At 68.3% G+C, this 14,153-nt stretch carries 13 protein-coding genes and 1 pseudogene; 7 read left to right on the top strand and 7 right to left on the bottom strand.

The window, feature by feature from the left end; translation table 11 throughout:
- The first annotated feature begins 125 nt into the window (after positions 1-125).
- The gene (locus ACVOME_RS09410; protein WP_227255455.1) at positions 126-722 is read left to right on the top strand and encodes a hypothetical protein; all 597 of its coding nucleotides are present in this window, start codon (positions 126-128) and stop codon (positions 720-722) included.
- A gap of 54 nt (positions 723-776) precedes the next feature.
- Complete coding sequence (locus tag ACVOME_RS09415; RefSeq protein WP_481505018.1) at positions 777-1,745, top strand: polysaccharide deacetylase family protein; 969 nt, start codon at positions 777-779, stop codon at positions 1,743-1,745.
- 3 nt (positions 1,746-1,748) lie between these two features.
- Here ACVOME_RS09415 and ACVOME_RS09420 read toward each other — a convergent pair whose 3' ends face one another.
- Together ACVOME_RS09420 and ACVOME_RS09425 are read right to left on the bottom strand one after the other, a co-directional pair.
- Positions 1,749-2,600, bottom strand: a complete 852-nt coding sequence (locus ACVOME_RS09420; protein ID WP_481505019.1) for a class I SAM-dependent methyltransferase — start codon at positions 2,598-2,600, stop codon at positions 1,749-1,751.
- Between the two features lie 552 nt (positions 2,601-3,152).
- A complete protein-coding gene (locus ACVOME_RS09425; protein WP_111186612.1) occupies positions 3,153-3,569 on the bottom strand; it encodes a hypothetical protein in 417 nt (138 codons plus the stop codon).
- 85 nt (positions 3,570-3,654) lie between these two features.
- Here ACVOME_RS09425 and ACVOME_RS09430 point away from each other — a divergent pair, with 85 nt between their 5' ends.
- Entirely contained in the window at positions 3,655-3,939 is a 285-nt protein-coding gene (locus ACVOME_RS09430; RefSeq protein WP_111186611.1) for a hypothetical protein, read from the top strand.
- 24 nt (positions 3,940-3,963) lie between these two features.
- Here ACVOME_RS09430 and dmeF read toward each other — a convergent pair whose 3' ends face one another.
- The gene (dmeF, locus tag ACVOME_RS09435; RefSeq protein ID WP_053518816.1) at positions 3,964-4,938 is read right to left on the bottom strand and encodes a CDF family Co(II)/Ni(II) efflux transporter DmeF; all 975 of its coding nucleotides are present in this window, start codon (positions 4,936-4,938) and stop codon (positions 3,964-3,966) included.
- Positions 4,939-4,989: 51 nt separating this feature from the next.
- Between dmeF and ACVOME_RS09440 the strand changes: the two genes are divergently transcribed.
- Complete coding sequence (locus tag ACVOME_RS09440; RefSeq protein WP_049417302.1) at positions 4,990-5,274, top strand: metal-sensing transcriptional repressor; 285 nt, start codon at positions 4,990-4,992, stop codon at positions 5,272-5,274.
- 24 nt (positions 5,275-5,298) lie between these two features.
- On the opposite strand, the gene ACVOME_RS09445 is transcribed toward ACVOME_RS09440, so the two are convergent.
- Positions 5,299-5,676, bottom strand: coding sequence for a MerC family mercury resistance protein (locus ACVOME_RS09445; RefSeq protein ID WP_197600628.1), 378 nt, complete (start codon positions 5,674-5,676; stop codon positions 5,299-5,301).
- Positions 5,677-5,744: 68 nt separating this feature from the next.
- Here ACVOME_RS09445 and ACVOME_RS09450 point away from each other — a divergent pair.
- A pseudogene (locus ACVOME_RS09450) lies at positions 5,745-7,070 on the top strand (GTP-binding protein).
- Between the two features lie 10 nt (positions 7,071-7,080).
- On the opposite strand, the gene ACVOME_RS09455 reads toward ACVOME_RS09450, so the two are convergent.
- Together ACVOME_RS09455 and ACVOME_RS09460 are read right to left on the bottom strand one after the other, a co-directional pair.
- Positions 7,081-8,691 (bottom strand): ATP-binding cassette domain-containing protein, encoded by a 1,611-nt coding sequence (locus tag ACVOME_RS09455; protein WP_481505020.1) that lies wholly within the window; start codon positions 8,689-8,691, stop codon positions 7,081-7,083.
- Between the two features lie 163 nt (positions 8,692-8,854).
- Positions 8,855-9,754: a LysR family transcriptional regulator gene (locus tag ACVOME_RS09460; protein ID WP_053518823.1), complete on the bottom strand. Its 900-nt coding sequence runs from the start codon at positions 9,752-9,754 to the stop codon at positions 8,855-8,857.
- 197 nt (positions 9,755-9,951) lie between these two features.
- On the opposite strand from ACVOME_RS09460, the gene ACVOME_RS09465 reads away from it, so the two are divergent.
- Together ACVOME_RS09465 and ACVOME_RS09470 are read left to right on the top strand one after the other, a co-directional pair.
- Positions 9,952-11,130 (top strand): serine hydrolase domain-containing protein, encoded by a 1,179-nt coding sequence (locus ACVOME_RS09465; protein WP_481505021.1) that lies wholly within the window; start codon positions 9,952-9,954, stop codon positions 11,128-11,130.
- Positions 11,127-12,311: an MFS transporter gene (locus tag ACVOME_RS09470; protein WP_277381345.1), complete on the top strand. Its 1,185-nt coding sequence runs from the start codon at positions 11,127-11,129 to the stop codon at positions 12,309-12,311. The genes ACVOME_RS09465 and ACVOME_RS09470 overlap by 4 nt, the downstream gene beginning before the upstream one ends.
- A gap of 3 nt (positions 12,312-12,314) precedes the next feature.
- Here ACVOME_RS09470 and ACVOME_RS09475 read toward each other — a convergent pair whose 3' ends face one another.
- On the bottom strand, positions 12,315-13,931 hold the full coding sequence (locus ACVOME_RS09475; RefSeq protein WP_065182542.1) for an EAL domain-containing protein: 1,617 nt from the start codon (positions 13,929-13,931) through the stop codon (positions 12,315-12,317).
- Positions 13,932-14,153 lie beyond the last annotated feature (222 nt).

Below are 14,153 nucleotides of genomic sequence, written 5' to 3' on the forward strand. Positions count from 1 at the left end.
CACGTGTTGTCGCATCCGCCAGCCGACAGCCGTGATCGGCTTGGTTACGATGACAGACCGCCGACACGAGTGTAACGATGACATCCACTCCGTTCCCTCAGGGCCGCACGCGCGCCCCGGGACTGATGTTGCTTCTGCTGCAGGTGGTCGCCGTGCTGGGCCTTGGCCTGGCCGCAGGCTATTTCCATCACCGTGTGGATCTGTTGCTGGAGCCGGTGACGGCTGCCTGCGGTGGCCCGGACCCCGCGGCGCGACTGCGGATGGCCGAAGTGTTGATGGCGCGTGCCGGCGCGCTGGATGATTGGCAGCCACTGCGGTGGTTGCCGGTAGCGGGCATGGTGCTCGCACTGCTGGGTGCGATGGCCATCTGCGTGCATTGGTGGCACCGGGTACGGCGGCCCCTGCGCACCACCGCGTTGGGGCTGATGGCTCTGCATGCCAGCGCCATGGCGCTGGCGGCGTGGACCCTGCATCTGTACGAAGACGCGTGGAACAGCGTGGTCAGGCTGTCTCCGACGGCGTGTCTGGTCGATCTGACCCAGCAGGGACGCATGCCGCTGGAGCAGGCCCAGGAAGTGGTCTTCCATATTTTCACCCGCGCGCACGCGCCGCTGCAGCGCAATCCGGATGACCTGGCCCTGGTGCTGGTAGCGCTGCTGACGGCCGCGATGGTGGGCGGTGTTGCGCTGTGGCGGGCCGCGGCTGCTGAAGAGGGGCGCTGACGGCGCTCGCGCGCTGGGCTACAGTCGGCGTTCCTGCCGACACAAGGATGGTCCATGCGTACGTGGCTGTGTGCCCTGCCGTTGCTGCTGTTGTCGCTGGCGGTGCACGCCGCGGAGGTGGACCGGCGCATCGCGGTGACCATTGATGATCTGCCGTGGGCGCGCGTGGACACCATCCTGCCTGCGGATCTGCAGACGCGCCATGCGGCGTTGATGGCGCAGCTGCGCCAGGCCGATGTGCCGGTGGTGGGCTTCGTCAACGAGAACAAGCTGGAGGTTGATGGCCAGGTGCAGCCGGCGCGGGTGCAGATGCTGCGCGATTGGCTCGACGCGGGTTATGGGCTGGGCAACCACACCTATTCGCACATGGACCTCAATGCGCAGGGCGTAGCCGCCTTCCGGCAGGATTTCCTGCGTGGCGAACAGGTGCTGCGGCCACTGCTGGCCGAGCGCGGCCAGCGGCCACAGTGGATGCGCCATCCGTATCTGCGTGCGGGCCGGACGGCCGAGGACCGCGCGGCAATGGACGGATTCTTCCGCGACCACGGTTACCGCGTGGCGCCGGTGACGGTGGACAACGGCGAATGGGTCTGGGCCTTCGCCTACGCCAACGTGATGAATGAACAGCCGCCGTCCGCAGCCCGCGAGGCTACGCTGGCGCAGCTGCGCAAGGGCTATGTGCCGTACATGCTCAACAAGCTGGACTACTACGAGCGGCAGTCGCAGGCGCTGCTGGGCTATGCCTTGCCGCAGGTCTGGCTGATGCATGCCAATGAACTGAACGCGGCCACCTTCGCCGAACTGGTGGCGGCCACCCGGCGGCGCGGCTACCGCTTCATCACGCTGGAAGAAGCCATGCGTGACCCCGCCTATGCGCGCGGCGCGGAAGGCTACAACGGCCGCTACGGCCCCAGCTGGCTGCATCGCTGGGCGATGGCCGAGAACAAGCCGAAGGACTTCTATGCCGGCGAACCGGTGGTGCCGGCGTGGGTGATGACGCTGGCGAAGGTGGATTCGGAGTAGCGCTCAGCGCTTGACCGCCAGCACGCCGTCCAGCGCGAGCTCGGCCTTGAATCCGGCCTTTTCCAGGCGCTTGGCCACTTCGCGCGGCACATCGCGGCCGCTGGTGAGCTTGTTGGGCGCGCCGGTGTAGTGGAACAGGCGGCCGCCCTTGCGCAGGACGCGGGCGAGATGGTCGTAGAACACCTGCGAATACAGTTCGCCTGCGATGCCGAAGCGCGGCGGGTCATGCAGGATCGCATCGACGCTGTTGCTGGCGATCTGCTCGATCTGCTGCGAGACGTCGCCCTGGCTGAAGTGCAGGCGACCACCGGCAGCGGCCGAGTCGGGATCGGGCGACCACGGGTTGAGCGTGCGCAGCCACATCACGTCGGCGTTCTTCTCGAACGAGCGGATCTGGCCGACGCCGGCCTCCAGTGCGCAGGCGGCGAAGTAGCCGAGCCCACCGCAGGTATCAAGCACCGCCTTGCCCGCCGGTGCAACCAGCTCGACCTTGCGGCGCGCGTCCTCGAACGGCGACAGCTTCGAGGTGGGCAGCATCTTGATGCCGTCGATCTCGAAGGTCGGCGCACCCCACTCGGTAGGCACCAGTTTGATCAGTGAACCGCTGTAGCGTGAGATGGGAGCGAAGTCTTCGCCCTCCCAGTAGTACAGCGTGCGGTCCTTCAGCTTGCCCGGCCACGGGTAGTGCTGGCCGCGGAAGCTGAAGCCGTCAGCATCCAGCGTGACCGTGTCCTGGCTGCGCCCCAGGTCAAGCGAGCCCTGCCACTCGGGTGCACCCTTGTCATGGGCACGACGCAGGGCGTCGGCGCTGTCGCGGGTCAGCAGAGGGCCGGTGTAGTGGGGCACGGCAGGCATCGGGTGGTTCGGGGGAGGGCATGGTACCGCAGCTGCCATGAAGGATAGAAAGAGCGGTGTTGGATCCCAACGCAGCTGCCGGGGGCATTTTCACGAGTGCATACCCAGCCCGCCGCCGGCCCTTCAATCGTCCCTTCCCCCTGAGACGGTTCCATATCCATCGAGGCGCAGAAGGCCTGATGATAGAGCTTGGTGGCTTCCGACTGGTCACTGTATCGATAGATCAGGCGTCCAAATCCATCTGGCTTGAGATGCTGGTCAACCTGGATGTGTGCTCCGTCGAAGTCTGGCCAGGTTGTACGACGAACGATGATGATCTCGCCCTTGGAGTCCAACTCCGTTCTGTCGACACTCAAGGGTGTTTCTGCGAACGCAGGTACAGCCATGGCCGCCGCTAAACATAGCATCCGCGCGCGTCTGCTCATGTGTGAGTCTCCGTTTCATGGTTGCGGAGACAGTAGGCTCAACAATATCCGGCATCTTGATTGTGACCGAAGTTGTGCCTGGTCGAATTTGAAACTTTCCTCATCCGCTTGAATCCCTGCACTTCGATCAATCGCACTTCACCGCATACACCGGCCCGGCACCGATCAGCATCAGCGCCATGTAGTCACTGTCACTGGCCTTGCCCTTCAGCGTGGCGCCGCTGTTGAAGTGGAAGAGGCCGAAGCCGCCGGCCATGCGGATCACGGCGCTGTCGATCTGAGCCGCATCGTCGCGGAAGTAGCGGCTGATCTCGCTGGAGGTGGCCTTGTGCAGCCCGTTCGGGTCGCGCTGCCATTGGCCATCGCGGTTGAAGGAAACGAAGTACTGGCTGCCTTCGCGCTCGATGCGGAAATCGGCGGTCTTGCGCGGGCTGGTGGCGAAGCAGCCTTGCAGGGCATCAGAAGAGAACGGCAGCCGTGCATCGCCACCACAGGCGGTGAACAGCAGCAGGGCACCGGGCAGCAGCAGGCGAAGCGCGCGCATGGGATGTCCCGACGAGGCAGGTGCGGCTAGTGTAGGCAGCAGCCGGGCGTGGCCCGTACAGAAATTCGGCAAGAGGACGCGTGCAATGGCACAGGACAAGGCACCGTGGTGCGGTGTGGCCAGTGGATTGGGCCTGGTCGTGGGGTGGGCTGCAGGCACGCTTGCGGCACAGGCGGCGGTGGCCGCGGGAGGCAATGGCATCGCCGCGGGCCTGGGGGTGGGTGTGCTGGGCTCGGCACTGGTGGGATGCGGGCTGGCGGTGGCGTCGCGGGTGCGGGGCGAGCGTTGGCCCTGGATCGGTATCGTGGGCGCGGTGCTGAGTGCGCTGCCGTTGCTGATGTACCTGCTGCGGATGATGCTGAAGCTCTGAAGCCGGGGCGAGGGCTCGGCGCTGTCAGGACGGGCTGTGATGGATCTCGACCGTCACGTGCACCAGCTCCTCGTGGATCGCCAGCGCCTGGCGCACGGTATCGGCATCAAGGCGGGCGTCGCTGGTGACCACGCTGGCGCTGACCGCGTACTTGCCGCGGCCCACCTGCCAGACGTGCAGGTCGGCCAGGCGTGCCGGCCATGGGCCCTGCTCGATCACCTCGCGGACCTCGGCCACCACCGGCGCGTCCATCTGCGCGTCGAGCAGGATGCGGCCACTGTCACGCAGCAGGCCGACCGCCCACACCGTGACCAGCACGGCGCCGACCAGACCCATCACGGGGTCCAGCCAGGTGAGGCCCAGCAGCTTGCCGCCGAGCAGTGCGACGATGGCCAGCACCGAGGTGGCCGCGTCGGCCAGCACGTGCAGGTAGGCCGAGCGCAGATTGAGATCGTGGCCATGCGAAGGGGCATGAACGTGATCGTGGTGATGCCCGTGATGATGCGCGTGGTCGTGCCCATGCGCATGATGCGCGTGGCCGGGGCTGTCGTGCAGCCACCACGCACAGAGCAGATTCACGCCCAGGCCGACCACGGCGATGGCGATGGCTTCGTCGTAATGGATCGGCGCGGGAACCCACAGCCGCTGCACGGACTGCGCGGCCATCAGCGCGGCGACACCCAGCAGGGCAATGGCGCTGGTATAGCCCGCCAGGATCTCGATCTTCCAGGTGCCGAAGGCGAACCGCGGGTCGTGCGCGTAGCGCCGTGCACAGCGATAGGCGAACACCGAAAGGCCCAGCGCCAGTGCGTGCGAGCTCATGTGCCAGCCGTCGGCCAGCACGGCCATGGAGTTGAACCACCAGCCGCCGACGATCTCCACCAGCATCATGCCGACGGTCAGCCACAGGGCGCGGCGTGTGTTGCGTTCGGCAAGGGGATTGCCATCGTCGAAGCGATGGTCGTGGCGACGGGCAGCGGCGAGCGTGTCCAGATGCATGGAGTGACCGGCGGGTGGAGTTGATACCCCCATAGGGTATACGATCCACCCATGGCACACGTACACAGAAATCGAAAACAGCTGCTGACCCGGGTGCGCCGCATTGGCGGCCAGGTGGCGGCATTGGAGCAGGCGCTGGACAGGCCCGAGGGTGAAGCGGGCGACTGTGCGGACGTGCTGGTGCAGGTCGCGGCGGTGCGTGGTGCAGCCCACAGCCTGTTGATGGAGTTGCTGCACGAGCACCTGCAGGAGCATGTGGTCGGGGCTGAAGACCCGCAGCAGCGGGCGGCGGAGGCCGAGGTGCTGGTCGAACTGTTGCGGCGTTACGGGAAGTAACGCCGGGCGGGCCGTCGGCGATGCTCAGCAGTGGCGGTGCCGGCGCCGCGCGTTCCAGATGTGGGTGGCGGCCAGCAGCAGGCTGCCGGTGACGGTCAGCGGCGTTTCCCAGGCATGCGAAGGCAGCTCGAGCGCGCCGGCCAGCAGCAGGCCCAGGCCGAGACCGGCCGCGATCCAGGCCATGACGGGCAGGCGATGGCGGCGGTCGGCCCGCAACAGGGCGTAGCCGGTGAGCGGCAGGGCGATCGCCACGAACAGCAGATGCACCCATTCGGCCTGGGCCCAGGCGCCGAACAGTGGCAACGCGGCGGCAAGCAGGGGCAGCGCCAGGCAGTGCAGCAGGCACAGGCTCGACAGGGCGAGGGCTCCGGCATCGAGCAGTGCGGGGGAAGGGGACTTCATGGGGGAGGTTCCTTGCGTAGCAATTGTTATACCGTAACATTTCTTTCCCGCAGCCAGACCGCTCCGACATGAACACTGTTTCTCGCGCCGACCGCCGCTTGCCCGTCACCGTGCTGTCCGGCTTTCTGGGGGCCGGCAAGACCACCCTGCTCAACCAGATCCTGCGCAACCGCGAGGGCCTGCGCGTGGCGGTCATCGTCAACGACATGAGCGAGGTCAACATCGATGCGCAGCTGGTGCGCGACGGTGGCGCCGAACTGCGCCGTACCGAAGAGACGCTGGTGGAATTCAGCAACGGCTGCATCTGCTGCACGCTGCGCGAGGACCTGCTGCAGGAAGTGCGGCGGCTGGCTGACAGCGGCCGCTACGACTACCTGCTGATCGAATCCACCGGTATCGGCGAACCGATGCCGGTGGCCGCGACCTTCGCGGTGCGCGATGAGCAGGGCTTCAGCCTGAGCGACATCGCCCGGCTGGACACGATGGTCACCGTGGTCGACGGCAGTGCCTTCCTGGCCGACTTCGGATCGACCCTGCGCCTGGCCGAGCGTGGCCAGCAGGCGGGACCGGACGACGACCGCGGGGTAGTCGACCTGCTCTGCGAGCAGGTCGAGTTCGCTGACGTGATCGTGGTCAGCAAGATCGACCAGGCGGAGGAGGAAGTGCTGCAGGACACGCTGGCCGTGCTGCGCGGCCTCAACCGCGATGCGAAGCTGCTGCTGTCCAGCTTCGGTGATGTACCGCTGACGTAACTGCTCGATACCGGCCGCTTCGACTTCGAGCGGGCGCAGCGCGCACCGGGCTGGGTGAAGGAGCTGCGTGGCGAGCACACGCCGGAAAGCGAAGAGTACGGCATTGCCAGTTTCGTCTACCGTTCACGGCGGCCGTTCCATCCGGCCCGTTTCGCGCGCGCGTTGCGCAGTGGCATGCCCGGCGTGATCCGCAGCAAGGGCTGGTTCTGGCTGGCCAACCGCATGGACTGGGTGGGCGAGTTGAACGCGGTTGGCGCGGCAACGCGCACGCAGGCCGCAGGGTTCTGGTACGCCGCGCGTGATCGCGTACGTGCAGGCCTGGAAGACACCACGCCGCTGCTGCCGCCGACGCCCCTGCCGTACAGCGATGTGGGCTGGGCGCGCCAGCAGGCCAACTGCTGGAGCGCTCCGCTGCCGGGCGTGGAGGACTTCCCGGATCGCGCCGCGCATGCCGCGATGGCGCGGCTGTGGCATCCGCTATGGGGGGACCGTCGGCAGGAACTGGTGGTGATCGGCGTGCACATGGATGAACGCGCGGTGCGCGCGGAACTGGACGCGTGCCTGCTGGATGACCAGGAGCTCCGCGCCGGCCCGCTGTTGTGGCAGCAGTTGCCTCAGTCGTTCCCGGCATGGAAGCGCTGACGGGAGGGGTTCAAGGGCGTGGGTCGTGCCATTGCCAACCGTCTGCTGTTACCTGCAGTACCTGCGTGGGCCGCAATGCCTGCAGCAGGTGACGGTCGTGGCTGACCATCATCAACGCACCCGGCCATGCATCCAGCAGCTGTTCCAGCGCCTGCAGTGCCCCCAGGTCCAGGGCATTGCCGGGCTCGTCGAGCAGCAGCAGCTGGGGTGCCGGGTCGGCATACAGCACGCTGGCCAGTGCGCCCTTCACCCGTTCGCCGTCGCTGAGGCTGCTGGTGGGACGCTGGATGCGCTGCGCATCCAGCCCCAGCAACGCCAGGCGCGTGCGCAGCTCGCCAGGATCGGCGGCGGGGTTGGCGGCCTGCACGCTGTCCAGAATGCTGCGTGTACCGCACAACCCCAGCAGCTGCTGGTCCAGCAGGGCCAGCGGCGCGAGGCGCTGCACGGCGCCACTGCGCGCGGGCAGGTGATCGGCCAGCACACGCAGCAGGGTCGATTTGCCACTGCCGTTGTCGCCGATCACGGCGATGCGTTGCCGGCGGCGGATCTCCAGCTGCAACGGCAGGCTGCAACCGTACGGCAGTACGAGATCAGTTGCCTGCAGCAGGCGCGTACTGCCACGTTCGCCCTCGCCTGCAAACAGGGCCAGCTCGGGTGTGGCCTGCACGGCCGATGAAGCGGCGCGCAACTGCGCGGCACTGGCCTGCAGGCGCTCGTTCTGGATCTGCTGCGCACGCCCGTGGCTGGCTTCTGCGCGCTGCTTCTGCCGGCCGAGCAGGATCGGTGCCTGGTTGGCCTGCTTCGCCTCGCGCGTGCCGCGTGCCTGCCGCTGCTGTTGGCGTTCGTGCTGCTCGCGCGCGCTGCGCTGCTGCCGCCGGTGCTGCGCACGTGCGTGGTCAAGCTGTGCGTCCGCTGCGTCCCGCTCGGCGGCGCGTGCCTCGGCATAGTGCTGCCAGGGTCCGCCGTAGCGACGCAGGCCGTGCGCGTCCAGCTCGACGATCTGCTGCATGTGCGACAGCAGCTCGCGGTCGTGGCTGATCACCAGCAGACCGCCGGTCCACTGCTGCAGCTGCGCGTAGAGCTGCTGCCGATGGCGGGCGTCGAGGTGATTGCTGGGCTCGTCCAGAATCAGCCAGTCGGCGCCACTGGCCCAGGCGCCGGACAGCGCCACCTGCATCGCCTGGCCACCGCTGAGGCGGGCCGCCGGCTGCGCAGGATCGAGATCGTCCGGTAGCTGTTGCGCCTGCCAGTGCTGTGCCAGCCGCTCGCGCAGATCCCAATGCTCGCCAATGCAGGCGAAGTCGGCCTCGTCGATGCTGCCAGCCTCGATCCGCGCCAGTGCGGCCAGCTGCGGGCCGACGCCGGCCAGTTCGCCGACGCTGCCACGGGGTGGGTGGCCGGGCGTGGGCAGCAGGAACACGTTGCCGCTGCGGTGCACGTCGCCGCTGTCCGGCGTGATCTGCCCCGCCAGCAGGCGCGCCAGCACGCTCTTGCCGGCACCGTTGGCGCCGACCAGGCCGGTGGCGACCGGTTCAAAGGAAAACGACAGGTCTGAAAACAGCGACCGGCCATCGGCCAGTCGATACGACACGCGATCGAGCGTGAGGAAATGTGCGGTCATGCGACCTCCATGGATGCCGTGTTCTCCCCTGCGCGCAGGGGCGGGAAGCGTCGGGCCGTCTAGTTCGAAGACGGCGGCATCAATGGCGCATCGGTCGCGAGCCTCAAGGAGGAATGAGCGGCCAGTATAGCGCCGGCGGCTGAACGGTCGCGCCGCGGCGTGGCTACGGCACGGTGTCCAGGCGCGCGCCGACGAAGTCGATGAACACGCGCAGCTTCGGCAGTACGTGGCGCCCCGAGGGCCACAACAGGTGGAAGGTGCCGCAGGAGTGCACGTACTCGTCCAGTACCGTCACCAGGCGCCCGTCGGCCAGCGTATCGCGCACTGAATGCACGGGTACGAAGGCCAGGCCGACATCGCGCAGGGCCAGGGCCACGCGGGCTTCGATGGTGTTGGCGACCATGTGCACGGGCAGTTCCTGCACGGGTTCGCCTTCGGGCCAGTGGATCGGCCATGGCTCCAGCTTGCCGCTGCTGGGGAAGCGGTAGTGCAGCAGCGTGTGCTGCAGCAGGTCGGCCGGGGTGCGGGGCGTGCCACGCCGCTGCAGATAGGCAGGCGAGGCAACGACACGCCGGGGAAACACCCCCATCCGACGCGCGTTCATGCGCGAATCGCTGGGCTCACCCACGCGCAGCACTGCGTCGAAGCCTTCTTCGATCACGTCCACCAGGCGGTCACTGAAGTCCAGGTCGAGGCGGATGTCCGGATACGCCGCCATGAATTCGGCCATCAGCGGCAGGGTGAGGTCGCCGACCAGCGGCAGGCTGATGCGCAGGGTGCCACTGGGCGTGGCATGCGGTTGCGCCAGTTCGGTACGCGCGGCATCGCGCTCGTCGAGGATGCGCCGGCAACGGGCCAGGAACAGCTGGCCCTCTGCGGTGAGGGTGATGCTGCGCGTACTGCGGTGGAACAGGCGTACGCCCAGGGCCTGTTCCAGCCGCGCCACGCATTTGCCCGCCGCGGAGGCGGAAATGCCCTGCAGGCGGCCGGTTTCGACGAAGCTGCGGGTGTCGGCTGCATGCACGAAGGTCTGCAGGTTGGCGAGATTGTCGAGAACGGACATGGGCGTGGCAGGCAGGGGAGCGGCGGGGGGAATGCAACACCGTGATGCAGCGCGTTGACGCGCGATGATGGCCTTCCGGTTCCGGGCATCATGCCCATTGCGGACTCCCCGGTCCATGATGCGCGGAGCGGCAACCGGCTTTTTGCCAGCGTCCAGGCTGCCTAAGGTGGCGGCCTCTCCTCCCACGGACTGCCGCCATGAATGCCGCTCTTTCCCCAGTGACTGAACCCGCCCTGCCGTCGGTGCAGCGCCTGCTGCAGCAGGTGCACCCTCATCGGCTGGTCGGTGCGGTCGTGCAGGTGCGTGTGCACGGGGTGCTGCGCCACGCCAGCGCCACCGGCCTGGCCGACCGTGAACGCGGCGAACCGATGCGCCGTGACCATCTGTTCCGCCTGGCATCGGTGAGCAAGCCTCTGCTGACGGTGGTGATCCTGCGCCTGGTCGCCGAGGGCGTGCTTGATCTGGATGCGCCGGTGCAGCGCTGGCTGCCCGATTTCCGGCCGGCGCTCGCCGACGGCAGCACGCCGGCCATCAGCCTGCGCCAGCTGCTCAGTCACAGCAGCGGCCTGGGCTACCGCTTCCTGGAAGCCGATGCGCACGGCCCCTACGCGCGCGCCGGCGTCAGTGATGGCATGGATGCCAATCCGCTGTCGCTGGCCGACAACGTGCGGCGTATCGCACAGGTGCCCCTGCTGTTCCCCCCGGGCAGCCAGTGGATGTACTCGCTGGGCGTGGACGTGGCCGGGGCGGTGGCCGAAGCCGCGGCTGGCGAGACCCTGCAGGCGTTGTTCGAGCGCCTGCTGGCGACGCCGCTCGGCCTGCGCGACACCGCCTTCGCAACCGGCGACGCGAGCCGCCTGGCCACGCCCTATGTCAGCGACGACCCGCTGCCGCACCGCCTGCGCGAGGGCGAGGTCGTGCCGGTGTTCCCGGAAACGGTCGGTATCGAGTACAGCCTGGCCCGGGCCACCGATGCCAGCCGCTATCCATCGGCCGGCGCGGGCCTGGTCGGCACGGCCGACGATCTGATGACGGTGCTCGAGGCGCTGCGCGACGGGCAGGCGCCTGCGCTGCTGCCGGCCCCGCTGCTGGCGCAGATGGGCACGCTTCAGGTGGGTGAGGCGGGGCCGCCGGAGCCGGCAGGCTGGGGCTTCGGCCTGGGATTTGCCGTGCTGCGCGATGCGGTTGCCGGCGCAACGCCGCAGGCGCCAGGCAGCTGGCGCTGGGGCGGTGCCTACGGCCACAGCTGGTTCGTCGACCCGGCACGGGGCCTGAGCGTGGTGGCGCTGACCAATACGCTGTACGAGGGCATGGACGGTGCATTCGTGGATGAACTGCGCGATGCGATCTACGCCGATCTGGAGGCTGCACGATGAGTGGCCACGCGATCGATGCGGCCGCACCCGCGGGTGCGGCCTCGCGCCTGCCCTGGGCCGGCCTGCTGGCGCTGGCCGGCGGTGCCTTCATCACCCTGCTGACGGAAACACTGCCGGCCGGGGTGCTGCGTCCGATGGGCGCCAGCCTGGGTGTGAGCGATGCGGCGGTGGGTCAGCTGGTCAGCGTGTACGCGCTGGGTTCGGTACTGGCGGCGCTGCCGATGACCGCGCTGACCCAGCGTTTGCCGCGTCGTCCCCTGTTGCTGGCCGCGATCGCCGGCTTCGTGCTGGTCAATACGCTGACCGCGTTGAGCAGCAGCTACGCGCTGATTCTGGCGGCGCGCTTCCTGGCCGGCGTCAGTGGCGGCCTGCTGTGGTCGCTGGTGGCAGGTTACGCCGCGCGCATGGTGGTGCCTGAGCTGCAGGGACGCGCCATCGCGGTGGCGATGATCGGATCGCCGTTGGCCCTGTCACTGGGCGTGCCAGCCGGTACCCTGCTGGGCCAGCAGATCGGGTGGCGCTGGGCGTTCGCCCTGATGAGCGTGCTGGCGGTGCTGCTGCTGGTCTATGCGCGCTGGGCCCTGCCGGCCCTGCCCGCAGCCGGCTCCGGACGGCGTGTGTCGCTGGCTGCGGTATGGCGCATGCCGGGCGTGCGCAGCACCTTGCTGGTGATGGCGCTGTACGTACTCGCGCACAACGTGCTGTACACCTACATCGAGCCTCTGGCCTTGCAGGCCGGTGCGGGGGCCTGGCTGGACCGCCTGCTGCTGGCGTTCGGCATGGCGGCCCTTGTCGGTATCGCGATCGCTGGCTGGGGTGTGGACCGCCACCTGCATGCGCTGGTCTGGAGCACGGTGCTGGGCTTCATCGCCGCCGTCATGGCGCTGCTGTTGTGGCCGGTGAGCGCGACCGCACTGCTGCTGGCGACGATCGTGTGGGGTGTGGCGTTCGGCGCGGTGCCGACCCTGTTCCAGACGGCATTGGCGCGGCGCGCCGGCGCGGCGGCCGACCTTGCGCAGTCGATGCTGGTGACCGGCTGGAACCTGGCCATTGCGGCTGGCGGCGTGGCCGGTGGCCTGGTGCTGCAGTCCGGTGACGCGCGCCATCTGGGCTGGCTGCCGCTGCTGTTGCTGGCGGCAAGTGCGGCGTGGCTGATCGCACGCCCGAAGGCCTGGGCGTAACGCTTACGGCAGTGGCTCCTGTTCGATCGGTACGCTGCGCGGGTTCTGCATCTGTTCGCGCGCTGCGCCGTAGCGCTGCTGCCGCTTGTGGTGGAACGCCACGAATTCGTCACGTGGCAGCGGCCGGGAGAACAGCCAGCCCTGCCCGAACTGCACCTTCTGACCGTGCAGATAGGCCAGCTGCGCTTCTGTCTCCACGCCTTCGGCCACGACCCACAGGCCCAGCTCGCGCGCCATGCCGATGATGTGCGGGGTGACCGGGCTGGTGGCACTGTCGGTGCCGATCGCATCGACGAAGGACTTGTCGATCTTCAGCGCATCCAGTGGCAGCTGTGCCAGGTACTGCAGGCTGGAATAGCCCACGCCGAAATCGTCGATGGCGACGCTGTGCCCGGCGCGGCGTGCCGCGGCCAGCATCGTGCGGGCGCGGTCCAGGTCGAGGAAGCCGCGCTCGGTGGCCTCCATCCAGATCTGCTGCGGCAGGATGCCGCTGCCGGTCATGTGCTTGGCGATCATCTTCAACGCGCGGCCGCTGCTGATGTCTTCAGCTGCCAGGTTGATCGCCACGTGCGCGCTGCGATCGCCGACCAGCAGTTCGCGCAGGTCGCGCACCACGTTCTCGATCACCAGATCGGTGACATCGCCGATCATGCCGGCCTCTTCGGCCAGCGGAATGAACAGGTCCGGACGCACCTGGGTGCCGTCCGGACGCTGCCAGCGCACCAGCGCTTCGGCGCCCACGCAGATGCCGGTGTCCAGTTCGATGATCGGCTGGTAATGCAGGTACAGCTCGCGACGGCGGATGGCGGTGGCCAGTTCACCCCGCAGCGACAGCCGGCGGCGCGACAACCAGATCACCAGGCCGGCACCGGCGGCGGCCAGCAGCACGCCCAGCGGCACGAACAGCCACGCCTGCTGGCGGAAGCTGGCGGTGAGCGCGGTCCGCGGGGTGGTGGCGATGGCCAGCCATTCTTCATTGCGAGCGGTGGCGTACAGCGTGTTCTGGTCCAGACCAATGCCGGGATCGCGCAGCAGGCTCTGCAGCAGCGCCGGATCCATGTCGTTCTGCCGGGCCAGCAGGCGGCCGTCGGGGCTGGCCAGGGCCAGCCGCACGTTCGGATCAACGATGACATCGACGAAGCGGCGGGGATCGACCAGTACGTCGTAGGAGCCATACAGGATCGACAGCACCTTGCGGCGGCCGCTGGTCTCGGGACGCACATCGACCGCGATGCCGGCGCCGTCGCTGGTGACGTGGTCCGGCCTGGGCTGGTTCACGTCGGACAGGAACGGCCCCCATGAGGTGCACCGCAGTTTGCCGCCTTCGAAATAGCCCAGCTGATCGGCCGAAGGGGTGGTCATCACCAGCGTCTGCATGCGCCGGATGTGCTCCGGGCTGCAGGCGGGGAGTGCGGTGGCCTCGGCTGATTTCAGTGCGGCCAGCGCTTCCTGGTAGGACAGGTCCGCGCGCCGCAGGGTGCGCTCGGCGATGTCGTGCAGGCGCTGCTGCTCCACGCTCACGGCGCGGTCCCACGTGGCGTAGGCCATGACGGCGATGGGAATGGCCGCCGCCAGCAGCGCCAGCGCGGTTCCCCCGATGATGATCCGCAGTCGGCTCACGTCCGGGGCTCCAGCAAGGCAGGCAGGGCAGGGCGCATGGTCGGGCCGATCCTTGGGCAGATGCGGCTATCTGAGCATGCCGCCGCGCCGGGCGGAATGGGACGAATCAGGTATTCGGTCACATTGTGGTGAAAGCGGCCAACTTTGCCGGATTCAGCCCGTCCCCAGCTGGCGCAACCGGCCCGGGAGGACTACCGTCGGACGCTTCGCCCGCCGATTCCG

The sequence above is a fragment of the Stenotrophomonas sp. STEN008 genome, assembly GCF_056760435.1.